This is a genomic window from Mesorhizobium sp. M0663 (assembly GCF_040320585.1).
Taxonomy (GTDB): domain Bacteria; phylum Pseudomonadota; class Alphaproteobacteria; order Rhizobiales; family Rhizobiaceae; genus Mesorhizobium.
This window is the reverse complement of sequence record NZ_JAMYPX010000030.1, coordinates 48308-58163: the sequence shown is the minus strand read 5'-3', so window position 1 is coordinate 58163 and position 9856 is coordinate 48308. Positions and strand designations below refer to the sequence as shown.

General features: G+C 62.9%; 13 protein-coding genes. 7 read left to right on the top strand and 6 right to left on the bottom strand.

The window, feature by feature from the left end; translation table 11 throughout:
• Positions 1 to 311 (bottom strand): SAM-dependent methyltransferase (locus NKI54_RS30460; RefSeq protein WP_352693342.1); only part of this gene is annotated, 311 nt, incomplete at its 3' end.
• A 176-nt stretch (positions 312 to 487) separates the two neighbouring features.
• Between NKI54_RS30460 and NKI54_RS30455 the strand changes: the two genes are divergently transcribed.
• Complete coding sequence (locus tag NKI54_RS30455; protein ID WP_023678975.1) at positions 488 to 673, top strand: hypothetical protein; 186 nt, start codon at positions 488 to 490, stop codon at positions 671 to 673.
• Positions 674 to 936: 263 nt separating this feature from the next.
• Here NKI54_RS30455 and NKI54_RS30450 read toward each other — a convergent pair whose 3' ends face one another.
• The 5 genes from NKI54_RS30450 to rph are packed head-to-tail and all read right to left on the bottom strand — an operon-like array spanning position 937 to position 4246.
• The gene (locus NKI54_RS30450; RefSeq protein WP_023678977.1) at positions 937 to 1260 is read right to left on the bottom strand and encodes a low molecular weight protein tyrosine phosphatase family protein; all 324 of its coding nucleotides are present in this window, start codon (positions 1258 to 1260) and stop codon (positions 937 to 939) included.
• A gap of 4 nt (positions 1261 to 1264) precedes the next feature.
• Positions 1265 to 2428: a radical SAM family heme chaperone HemW gene (gene hemW / locus NKI54_RS30445; protein ID WP_352575340.1), complete on the bottom strand. Its 1164-nt coding sequence runs from the start codon at positions 2426 to 2428 to the stop codon at positions 1265 to 1267.
• The gene (gene rdgB / locus NKI54_RS30440) at positions 2425 to 3087 is read right to left on the bottom strand and encodes an RdgB/HAM1 family non-canonical purine NTP pyrophosphatase (RefSeq protein ID WP_023678979.1); all 663 of its coding nucleotides are present in this window, start codon (positions 3085 to 3087) and stop codon (positions 2425 to 2427) included. The genes hemW and rdgB overlap by 4 nt, the downstream gene beginning before the upstream one ends.
• Entirely contained in the window at positions 3087 to 3497 is a 411-nt protein-coding gene (locus NKI54_RS30435; RefSeq protein ID WP_023678980.1) for a VOC family protein, read from the bottom strand. Before NKI54_RS30435 ends, rdgB begins: the two co-directional genes overlap by 1 nt.
• A gap of 32 nt (positions 3498 to 3529) precedes the next feature.
• Entirely contained in the window at positions 3530 to 4246 is a 717-nt protein-coding gene (rph, locus tag NKI54_RS30430; protein ID WP_023678981.1) for a ribonuclease PH, read from the bottom strand.
• Positions 4247 to 4392: 146 nt separating this feature from the next.
• Between rph and hrcA the strand changes: the two genes are divergently transcribed.
• The 6 genes from hrcA (at position 4393) to NKI54_RS30400 (ending at position 9845) form a co-directional block, all read left to right on the top strand.
• Positions 4393 to 5505 carry a heat-inducible transcriptional repressor HrcA gene (hrcA, locus tag NKI54_RS30425; RefSeq protein ID WP_502898278.1) on the top strand — a complete coding sequence of 371 codons (1113 nt, stop codon included), beginning with the start codon at positions 4393 to 4395 and terminating at the stop codon, positions 5503 to 5505.
• A gap of 36 nt (positions 5506 to 5541) precedes the next feature.
• Positions 5542 to 5739 (top strand): hypothetical protein, encoded by a 198-nt coding sequence (locus tag NKI54_RS30420; protein WP_023678983.1) that lies wholly within the window; start codon positions 5542 to 5544, stop codon positions 5737 to 5739.
• Between the two features lie 99 nt (positions 5740 to 5838).
• Positions 5839 to 7194 (top strand): PQQ-dependent sugar dehydrogenase, encoded by a 1356-nt coding sequence (locus tag NKI54_RS30415; protein ID WP_352636219.1) that lies wholly within the window; start codon positions 5839 to 5841, stop codon positions 7192 to 7194.
• 87 nt (positions 7195 to 7281) lie between these two features.
• On the top strand, positions 7282 to 7899 hold the full coding sequence (locus tag NKI54_RS30410; protein WP_352693339.1) for a LysE family translocator: 618 nt from the start codon (positions 7282 to 7284) through the stop codon (positions 7897 to 7899).
• A gap of 166 nt (positions 7900 to 8065) precedes the next feature.
• Positions 8066 to 9046, top strand: coding sequence for a cysteine synthase A (gene cysK, locus NKI54_RS30405; RefSeq protein ID WP_023678986.1), 981 nt, complete (start codon positions 8066 to 8068; stop codon positions 9044 to 9046).
• Between the two features lie 175 nt (positions 9047 to 9221).
• Positions 9222 to 9845, top strand: a complete 624-nt coding sequence (locus NKI54_RS30400; protein WP_352575452.1) for a glutathione S-transferase family protein — start codon at positions 9222 to 9224, stop codon at positions 9843 to 9845.
• Positions 9846 to 9856 lie beyond the last annotated feature (11 nt).

Below are 9856 nucleotides of genomic sequence, written 5' to 3'. Positions count from 1 at the left end.
TCAGAGATCAGCGCTACCCTTTGGCCGGCCAGCAGCGCCGCGATCAGCTTCGGTCCGGCCTCGCCGGCATTGTGCTCGTGGTAGGCGGTGGTGCGGCGGCGGATGCCGTAGCGGTCGAGCAGCACGCGGCTGACACGTGTGTCCTCGCAAGCGACGATATCGGCGGCGGCGAGCGTTTCCAGCGCGCGCAGCGTGATGTCGGCGAGATTGCCGATAGGCGTCGCCACCAGGTAGAGCGCCGGCTCGAGCGGCCGGGCGGCGATTTCGGTCTGCCCGACCACATAACTGCGTTTGGCCGATTCGCCGGTCACCTGCACAACTCCGTTCGACCCTGTTTGGCACGGCTCACGCTTGGTTGCAAAAGCCTGGGTTGCAAAGGCCCTGGTTCCAAAAGGGATGCCGACGTGAACCGGCCGCCATGCCTTCGCCACAGTAGGGAACGAAACCGTTGCCGGCGAATTTTACCCCTGATCTCGGGAGGAGCAGGATGAACAGCCTGACGATACAGGACGTTTTCGAACCCTACTATGCCGGCCGCAAACGCTTCGCCGCGCCATGCGACAAGAGCCTGCCTGCCGAAGCCGCAGATGGCAGAGCCAAGAAGCCGCTTGCACGCCAGCGATCGGCAGAGAGCAAGCCCGCAAACGAAACCGACCGCACGATGGAGCACTGACCGGACGATGCCCAATCGCTTCGACATTTTCATCACCCGCCTCGAAACAAAAAGCGCCCGCGATGGCGCAGCGTCACATTCCACAGACGACCAGCACCATGCCTCACGCGACAAAAGCGAGATCAAGCCGGCCCGTTCCGGAGAGACCAGCGAAAAAGATCGCGCCAAACACCGCCACAAGCGCGAGGCTTGACCCCGCAAACCTTAGCGATCGGTCGAGACAGTTCTCGAAGCGCGGTTGCGAATGCTCCGCGATGTATCATTCAACCCAGATACTTCGAGACACGCGCCTCCAGCAGGCCCACCAGAGCCGGGTCCATGAATGCATAGTCGTCGGGAATATCGAGGCAGATTACTCGAGCCTTTTTCAGGCTTGTCTTGAATTTCTGCTGCAGTTTGGCGCGGTGCGTTTTTTCCATCACGAAGATGATGTCGGCCCAGGCGACGAGTTCATGCGTCAACGGTATGTCGGCATCGTGATTAGTGCCGGCCGAAGCGACCTCGATGTCCCGCCGCTTGGAAAACACCTGCTCCGCCGTCGGGCTGCGCAAGCGATTCTGGCTGCAGATGAAGAGAACGTTCTTCAACGTGCTATCTGGCCAAATCCGCCACGACCGCATCGAGCACGATCATGCCGGCCGGCGTGGCGCGCAGGCGGGCATTGCCGATCGGCGCCACCAGGCCTTCGTCCTGCAGCACCGACAGCCGTGCCGTCGACAGGCCGCGCCCTGAAAATGCCTCGTAGCGGGAAAGGTCGATGCCTTCCGCCAGCCTCAGCCCCATCAGCAGGAACTCGTCGGCCTCTTCCGACCGCGTCAGGACCTCGCCGCCGGTAACGCCATGACCCTTGGCCTCGACCAGATTGGCCCAGGTCTCCGGCATTTTCTCGGCGATCGTCACCACGCGGCGGCCATTTTCGACGAACCGGCCATGCGCGCCGGGACCGACGCCGACATATTCGCCATAACGCCAATAGGTGAGATTGTGCCGGCTTTCGGCGCCGGGCCTGGCGTGGTTGGAAATCTCGTAGGCCGGCAGTCCGCGCGCGGTGGTGATCTCCTGTGTCAACGCGTAGAGATCGGCGGCAAGCTCATTGTCTGGAATGATGAATTTCCTTGCCGCATGCAGTGCATGGAACGGCGTGCCTTCCTCGATGGTCAGCTGATAGAGCGACAGATGGTCTGCGGCGTGGCCGATCGCCTGCTCGAGCTCCGTCTGCCACGCTTTAAGCGTCTGGCCCGGCCGCGCGTAGATCAGGTCGAACGACAGCCGTGGGAATATCTCGCGCGCCAGGCCGATCGCATGCAGGGCCTCATCGACATTGTGCAAACGGCCGAGGAAGCGCAGATCCTTGTCGTGCAGCGCCTGCACGCCAAGCGATACCCGGTTGACGCCGGCCGCGCGATAGCCGCGAAAGCGCTCGGCCTCGACCGAGGAAGGATTGGCCTCCAGCGTCACCTCGATGCCATCAGGCACCGTCCAGTTCTTCGCCACTGCATCCAGCACCGCCGCCACGGTCTGCGGCTTCATCAGCGATGGCGTGCCGCCGCCAAGAAAGATGCTGGTCACCTCGCGCGGTCCGGTGCGGCCGCGCATCGTCGCCAGCTCGGTCTCGAAGGCGCGGGCAAAACGCTCCTGGTCGACCGGCTGGTGGCGGACATGGCTGTTGAAGTCGCAATACGGGCATTTGGCCGCGCAGAACGGCCAGTGGACGTAGACGCCGAAACCAGGCCTGCGGTCGAGCAGCATGGTCATACGCCGGCCAATCGGGCTTGCGCGAATTTCTGGAAGGCGCGGGCACGGTGCGACAATGTGGTTGGCTGGCCGGGCTTCCAGCCATGCTTTTCCTTCGCGCTCATCTCGCCGAAGGTCTTTTCGAACCCGTTGGGCAAGAACACCGGATCGTAGCCGAAGCCGAGCTCGCCGCGCGGTGGCCATACCAGCGTGCCCTCGACCTCACCGCGAAAATATTCCGCCTGGCCATCGGGAAAGGCCAGGCAGATGACCGCGACAAAGCGGCCCTTGCGCTGGGCAGGCGTGATCGCGCCAACTTCTTGCAAGGCCACTTCCGTGCGCTGCATGGCCATGCCGAAGTCGCGGGAGCCGTCCGGCGTCTCAGCCCAGTTGGCGGTGTAGACGCCGGGTGCGCCGTCGAGCGCATCGACACACAGGCCGGAATCGTCCGACAGCGCCGGCAGTCCAGTGGCCTTGGCGGCGGCCAAGGCTTTTATGAGGGCGTTCTGCTCGAAAGTGGTGCCGGTCTCGTCCGGCTCCGGCAAGCCGTATTCCTTTGCGGACTTCGCTTCTATGCCGAATGGCGCCATCAGATCGGCGAATTCCCGCAATTTACCGGCATTATGGCTGGCGACGACGATCTTATGCCCGTCAAGCGAATGGACAGTTGGCGAATGCATCAGATGCCCCAGATTCTTGGCTCGGCGAATTCGATCGAATTGCCCGACGGGTCGCGAATATAGATCGAGCGGCCGCCCTGCGGCCATTCGAACTCGCTTTCGATGGCAATTTTCTTCGCCTCAAGATGCGCTTTCCAGCGTGGGATTTCATCCGCGCTTGCGGCGAAGCAAAGATGGCCCTGGCCGACCGCGCCATGCGGCGGTACTTTGAGCTTGGCGTCGGCCGGCGGCGGCACTTTGGTCGCCTCGGCATTGAACATAAGCAGCACGCTGTCGCCGCAGCGGAAGAAGAGATGCCTGCCATCGACCTTGCCGAGCAGATCGAGCCCGAGCACGCCCGAATAGAACCGTTCCGCGGCAGCAAGGTCCGTCACGTAGAGTGCTGATTCCAGGATTGCAGAAGGGGTCACAGGATCGCCAATCTCATCAATATTGACCGCAGCTAAGCCACCGCCATTTGCTGCAAGCTGACCAGGCGCTGAATACCTTTCTTGGCGAGCCCCATCAGCGCCGCGAACTGCTCTTCCGAGAACGGCTCGCCCTCGGCCGTGCCTTGGATCTCGACGATGCCGCCCTTGCCGGTCATGACGAAATTGGCGTCGGTGCCGGCCGAGGAATCCTCGATATAGTCGAGGTCGATGACCGGCTGGCCATCATGGATGCCGCAGGAGATCGCCGCAACGTGATCCTTCAGCACCTTGCCCAGGCTCGCCATCTGGCGGGTTTCCATCCAGCGCAGGCAGTCGTAGAGCGCCACCCAGCCGCCGGTGATCGAAGCGGTGCGCGTGCCGCCGTCGGCCTGGATCACGTCGCAGTCGACGGTGATCTGCTGCTCGCCGAGCGCCTGCAGATCGACCACGGCGCGCAGGGAGCGGCCGATCAGCCGCTGGATTTCCAGCGTGCGGCCGCCTTGTTTGCCGGCCGAAGCCTCGCGGCGCATGCGCTCGCCGGTCGAACGCGGCAGCATGCCGTATTCCGCCGTCACCCAGCCCTTGCCGGAGTTGCGCATCCAGCCCGGCACCTTTTCCTCCAGGCTGGCCGTACACAGCACATGCGTGTCGCCGAACTTCACCAGGCACGAGCCTTCCGCATGCTTGGAGACGCCGCGCTCGAAGGAGATGGGGCGCATTTCGTCGAATTGGCGTTTGGAAGGGCGCATTCAGGCTTCTTTCTTTCTTCGGAATCTTGGCCGGGGAATCTTGGCCGGCTTGTAGCCGCACGGGGCGTGAGGCGCAAAGGAAAATGGACCGGTTGCGCCGACACCGCGGAAGTCTATATCTTCGGGGCGGAGGTTTTTGGCTCGAAATGACAAAGGCAGTCGATCCCGGTTTGCAGTCGCACGTGCTCCCGTCGCACGCGCTGCAATCGCCCGCGCTTCAATCGCTCGACATGCGTTCGCGCGACATCTTCCGGCGCATCGTCGATTCCTATTTGAGGGATGGCGAGCCGGTCGGTTCGCGCAGCCTGTCGCGCATCCTGCCGTCGTCGCTGTCGCCGGCCACCATCCGCAACGTGATGAGCGACCTTGAGCATCTCGGCCTGATCTATGCGCCGCACATTTCGGCTGGCCGGCTGCCGACCCAGGCAGGCCTGCGCTTCTTCGTCGATGCTTTCATGGAACTTGGTGACCTCTCCGACGAGGAGCGCCGCACCATCGAGGCCCAGGTGCGCGCCTCCGGCTCGGGCGCGACGCTGGAGCATATGCTGACCGAGGCCAGCCAGATGCTGTCCGGCATGTCGCGCGGCGCCGGCCTCGTGCTCGCCGCCAAGAATGAGGTGGCGCTTAAGCACATCGAATTCATCCAGCTAGAGCCGACCAAGGCGCTGGCCGTGCTGGTCTCGCAGAGCGGCGACGTCGAAAATCGCGTCATCGATCTGCCCGCCGGCATCACCATCTCGCAATTGCACGAAGCCTCCAACTTCCTCAACGCCCATATCCGCGGTCGCACCCTGGCCGAGGCGCGGGTCGAGATCGCCCGCATCAAGGAAGAGACCAGGGCAGCCCTCGACACGCTGTCGCAGGATCTGGTCGAGAAGGGCCTGGCGGTCTGGGCAGGCGCTGAAAGCGGCGTGCCTGGGCGGCTTATCGTGCGCGGCCGCGCCAATCTCCTGGAAAACGTCACTGCCCAGGCCGACATAGAATTGCTGCGGCATCTGTTTGAGGATCTGGAGACGCAGGATGGGCTGATCCAGCTTCTCGACCTCGCCGAGGCAGGCCCAGGCGTGCGCATATTCATCGGTTCGGAAAACAAGCTGTTTTCGCTGTCTGGCTCCTCGCTGGTGGTGGCACCCTATCGCGACAAGGACGCGCGCGTCGTCGGTGCGCTCGGCGTCATCGGGCCGACGCGGCTGAATTATGCGCGCATAGTACCGATGGTCGACTATACCGCGCAGCTGATTTCGCGCATGCTGAGCTAGGAGCCGCCGCGGGCCTGCCGCAAGGAGGAGAAAAGAATGGCGCTGGAATCGTTCAAGGCCCAGATCAGTCTGCTGCTCGAAGAAATGATCAACCAGCCAGAGGATCAGCACGAGGTGCAAGAGCAGTTGCGCGAGAAGCTGCAAGAGATGCGGGCGATGGGTTTGCCGCTGCCGGCCGATCTGGTCGCGCTGGAAAAGCGCCTCGACGACGACTTTTACGCCTCGGGCAACTGAACGGGTTCGGCTTCAAATCCTCGTGTGCTGGACGGCCGCTTGGAACGATCAATACTTGATGCCGTTTGCCCTGTTCGAGGCGAATCCCGGAGGACGTTGATGATCCGATCTGGCGGCTTTGCGGCCGTTGCCGCTGCCCTCCTTGTTGCGACACCGGCAGCCGCCCAGCAGGCGGACCAGAATGTGCTCAAAGGCGAAGTCGCGTTTGGCGATTGGCACGCCGACAGGCCTGGCGTCCGACGCCTGATTGGGCCGCGAGACATGCCGGCAGCCGACCCCGCCCAATCCGCTTCGAACGGCGCCGGCGTGGCGGAACGGCCCGAAAGCGCCAAGCCAGAATTGCCGTCGGGCTTTTCGGCTGAAATGATCGCATCCGGCATCGTCAATCCACGTGTCGTGCGCGTCGCTCCGAATGGCGACCTGTTTGTTGCCAACAGCCATGCCGACCAAATACGCGTCTATCGTCTCGCCGAGGGCAGCGCCAAGCCCATCGAGAAAGCGATCTTCGCCAAGGGGCTCAATTATCCCTACGGCATCGCCTTCTATCCGCCAGGAGACAAACCGCAATGGGTTTATGTCGCCAACAGCGACAGCATCGTCCGCTTCCCCTATCGCGATGGCGACCTGAAGACATCCGGCAAACCAGAAACCATTGTCGCCCAAATCCCGTCGGGTGGTCACACGACCCGCGACATCGCCTTCTCGCAGGACGGCAAAACGCTTTATTTGTCGGTTGGCTCCGCCTCGAACGTCGCCGAGGATATAGGCAAGGAGCCGGATAGCGGCCTCGACGCCTGGACCAAATCAAAGCCGCTCGGGGCGGCCTGGGGCTCCGAGGACGGCCGTGCCGATGTGCTCGCCTTTGACCCGGATGGGAAAAATCCCCGAACTGTCGCCACCGGCCTGCGCAACTGTACGGGCATGACCGTGCAGCCCGCCACCGGCGCATTGTGGTGCGTCGTCAATGAGCGCGACGAACTCGGCGACAATGTGCCGTTCGAATTTGCAACAGCGGTCAAGCACGGCGGATTCTATGGTTGGCCTTGGTACTACATTGGCAATAACGAGGATCCGCGCCATCAGGGCGAGCGGCCAGACCTCGCCGGCAAGGCCACTGTCCCCGATGTATTGATGCAGGCGCATTCGGCGCCGATGAATATAGCCTTCTACGACGGCAAGAACTTCCCGGCGGATTATCAGGGTGACGCCTTCGTCGCCATGCATGGTTCGTGGAACCGTGGCGCCAGGACCGGCTACAAGGTGGTGAGACTCAAATTCAGGGATGGCAAGCCGACCGGCGAATATGAGGACTTCATGACCGGCTTCGTCATCTCGAACGACGCCGTCTGGGGCCGCCCGGTCGGTGTCGCGATGGCCAAGGACGGCTCGCTGATCGTCACCGAGGACGGTAATGGCACCATCTGGCGCGTTACCTACGAAGACGGCCGCTCCTGAACGGCGGTGTCGCCTGCTGCGCTGGCGCAATCGAATCCGGGCCGAGGGAATTCACCCAACTTCAACATTGTGCGACAAGCGCGAATCATGACACTCACCGGGTTTCTCGCCTATAGTGCCGCCCTCGGCATCGCCGCAGCCATCCCCGGCCCCGGCGTCACCGCGCTCGTTGCGCGTGCGCTGGGTTCCGGCTTCCGCTCGTCGCTGGCCATGTCGTTCGGGCTGATGCTCGGCGACCTGACCTATCTCACTGCCGTGGTGCTCGGCCTGGCTTTCGTCGCACAAACTTTCGGCATGGTCTTCCTGGCCATCAAATGGCTGGGCGTCGCCTACCTCGCCTTTCTTGGCTGGCGTTTCTGGACGAGCGGCATCACGCCGGAGACGGTGGAGGTGAAGAAAGGCAAGGGCGGCTTGGCATCCAGCTTTATAGCCGGCCTTGCCGTCACGCTCGGCAATCCGAAGACGATGATCTTCTATCTTGCCATCACCCCGACCATCGTCGATCTGAAGACGATCACGCTGGCCGATTACGGCATCCTCGTCGCGCTCACCATCGTCGTCCTGCTCGTGGTGCTGGTGCCCTATCTGGCGCTGGCGGCCAAGGCGCGCTGGTTCCTGAAGTCGCCGCGGGCGCTGAGGGTACTCAACCGCACCGCCGCGGGCTTCATGGTCGGTGCGGCGGCGGCAATTGCCGCCCGCCAATAGATCTCCTTCGCCAATCCGCCCAAGGATTGCCACGCCTTGCAAGGGCGGGGGTACTCAGCACGAACTTCACTCGGATATTTTTCGATCGACAGCCTATCTTGCGCGGCGGATGGCTCTATCCTAGGCCCCGCCCGACTCTTGCCGCTTGACCTCTGGGAGGAAATCAATGAACAAGCCCGCCACCCCCGCACACGTGCCCGGCCGCGGCCGCATCTACAATTCGATCACCGAGACGATCGGCGACACGCCGCTGGTGCGGCTTGATAAATTCGCCAGGGAGAAGGGTGTCGTCGCCAATCTGCTGGCCAAGCTCGAATTCTTCAACCCGATCGCCTCGGTCAAGGACCGCATCGGCGTGTCGATGATCGAGGCATTGGAGGCTTCGGGCAGGATTACGCCCGGCAAGACCACCCTGATCGAGCCGACCTCGGGCAATACCGGCATCGCGCTCGCCTTTGCCGCCGCTGCCAAGGGCTACAAGCTGATCCTGACCATGCCGGAAACCATGTCCGTCGAACGCCGCAAGATGCTGGCTCTGCTCGGTGCCGAACTGGTGCTGACCGAAGGGCCGAAAGGCATGAAGGGCGCCATCGCCAAGGCGGACGAGCTGGCGGCAACGCTGCCCGACGCTGTCATTCCGCAGCAATTCGAAAACCCGGCCAATCCGGAAATCCATCGCCGCACCACGGCCGAGGAAATCTGGAACGACACCCATGGCGAAGTCGATATCTTCGTTGCCGGCATCGGGACCGGCGGCACCATCACCGGCGTCGGCCAGGTGCTGAAGAAGCGTAAGCCCTCGGTGCATGTCGTCGCCGTCGAACCGGAAGCCTCGCCGGTGCTGTCGGGCGGCCAGCCAGGCCCGCACAAGATCCAGGGCATTGGCGCCGGCTTCGCGCCAAAAATCCTCGACACGACGATCTATGACGAGATCGTCAAGGTCTCGAACGAGGATTCGGTTGCCAATGCACGGCTCGTCGCTCGGCTCGAAGGTGTGCCGGTCGGCATCTCGTCGGGTGCCGCCCTGCAAGCGGCGATCGTCGTCGGCTCGCGGGCCGAGAACAAGGGCAAGAACCTCGTCGTCGTCATCCCCTCTTTCGCCGAGCGCTATCTCTCGACGATCCTGTTCGAGGGATTGGGCGCTTAGACACGAGCGTTTTTGACCGGTCAGTAGCGATCCTTCGCGATGCCCTCCGACATCAAATACTCTGTATCACGCGTCGGCGTGGACCGCTGAAAAACCACCTGTGGCGGGCGTCGTTCGCTTGAGCGGCGGGTCCCTTCCGTATCAAATCGTCGCTGCCCGGCAGGTGGAGGACTTCATGTACAAGCTCTATACGCGTGCCAATACCGGCGGCTTTGTCATCGAGGCGGCGCTCGCTTTGGCGGGCGTGCCTTTCGACCAGATCGACGTTCCGAAGGGCCGACCCGACCAGGCCTTTTTAGATATCAGCCCCTTGAACCAGGTGCCGGTCCTGATCTTGCCGGACGGACGCTCGATGACCGAATCGGCGGCGATCTGCATCCTGCTGGCCGAGCGCCACCCGGAAGCAGGACTGGCGCCCGCAGCAAGTTCGGCTGACCGTGCCGACTTCCTGCGCTGGATGTTTTTCATGTCCTCCGTCATCTATTCGGCTGACCTGCGGTTCTTCTACGCTCATCGCTACACGACCGATCCCCGCGGCGTGGACGCTGTCAAACGGGCGGCGGTCTCGGAAATGGATCGCAGCTTCGCCATTCTCGATGCCGCCCTCGCAGGCCATGACTGGCTGGCCGGCGACCGGCTCTCGCTGGCCGACATCTATCTCGTCATGTTGGTGGCCTGGCATCCGGAGGTCGCGAAGGTTCCAACCGCTTGGCCGAATATCGAACGCCTGTGGGCCAATTTGCGGGAACATCGAGTGATAAAGAGGCTAAATGCTTCCCACGACATGTGGCCGGCCTAAGCACTCCGCCT